Source organism: Amycolatopsis sp. NPDC059027, assembly GCF_042739735.1.
Classification (GTDB): domain Bacteria; phylum Actinomycetota; class Actinomycetes; order Mycobacteriales; family Pseudonocardiaceae; genus Amycolatopsis.
The window spans coordinates 1-1,228 of sequence record NZ_JBHYIK010000173.1 but is presented as its reverse complement, the minus strand read 5'-3'; the positions used below and the strand labels follow the sequence as shown (position 1 = coordinate 1,228).

Below are 1,228 nucleotides of genomic sequence, written 5' to 3'. Positions count from 1 at the left end.
CTCGGGTTCATGGGGTGGTTGCAACACCGGTTGTGGTCGGAGGTTGTGATGCCGAATGTGGTGTTGCCGCGGGGTGTGCGGGTGCGGTTTTGGGAGTTGGTGCGGTCGGGGGTGGCGGCCAAGCCTGCGGCGCGGGTGGTGGGTGTGTCGCATGAGACGGGGCGGCGGTGGTTCGCCGATGCTGGTGGGGTGATCGGTAACGCGCCCCGTCTGTTGGGGACACGGTATTTGTCGGTGGCGGAGCGGGAGGAGATTTCGCTGGGTTTGGCTCGGGGTGAGTCGATGCGGGTGATCGCGGCCGGGTTGGGGCGGCCGCCGTCGACGGTGAGCCGGGAGATCGCCCGTAACGGTGGCCGGGACGGGTATCGGGCGCATCGGGCCGAGGCGGCGGCGCGGGTGCGGGCGCGGCGGCCGAAGACGGCGAAGCTGGCCGGTAATCTGGAGTTGCGGGAGTGGGTGCAGGCGCGGTTGCTGGATCGGTGGTCGCCGGAGCAGATCGCTGCGATGCTGCCGCTGGAGTTTCCTGACCGGCCGGAGATGTGGGTGTCGCACGAGACGATCTACCAGTCGATCTATGTGCAGGGCCGGGGTGCGCTGCGCCGGGAGCTGGCCGCGTGTTTGCGGACGGGGCGGGCGCTGCGCCACCCGCGGCGCCAGGCCGGCGCGCGCCGGTCGCGGATTCCCGACCTCGTCGAGATCAGCGAACGCCCGGCCGAGGCCGAGGATCGGGCGGTGCCCGGGCATTGGGAAGGCGATCTGATCCTGGGCAAGGCCAACGGCTCGGCGATCGGGACGCTGGTGGAACGCACCAGCCGGTTCTGCATCCTGCTGCCCTTGCCCCACGGACACGACGCCGTGGCCGTGCGGGACGCGATGATCACCGCGATCCAGACCCTGCCCGAGGCGTTGAAACGGTCGCTGACCTGGGACCGGGGCAACGAGATGGCCCGGCACGCCGAGATCACCCTGGCCACCGAGATGGCCATCTTCTTCGCCGACCCGCACTCGCCCTGGCAACGCGGCACCAACGAGAACACCAACGGCCTGCTGCGCCAGTACTTCCCCAAAGGCACCGACCTCTCGATCCACACCCCCGAACACCTCGCCGCCGTCGCCGCCCAGCTCAACGACCGTCCCCGCAAAACCCTGAACTGGCTCAGCCCCAAAGAAAAACTCAACATGATACTGTCCTAAGTAGAGCATGTTGCGACGATCGCATGAATCCGCC

The 1,228-nt window shown here is 68.6% G+C and carries 1 protein-coding gene; it reads left to right on the top strand.

Annotated features, from left to right (window positions below; genetic code table 11):
- Positions 1-9: 9 nt before the first annotated feature.
- A complete protein-coding gene (locus ACFWY9_RS44930) occupies positions 10-1,194 on the top strand; it encodes an IS30 family transposase (RefSeq protein WP_378341777.1) in 1,185 nt (394 codons plus the stop codon).
- Positions 1,195-1,228: the final 34 nt, after the last annotated feature.

Excerpts from the sequence above, each read along its gene's own strand:
- ACFWY9_RS44930 (WP_378341777.1), top strand. The coding sequence starts at position 10 with ATGGGGTGGTTGCAACACCGGTTGTGGTCGGAGGTTGTGATGCCGAAT.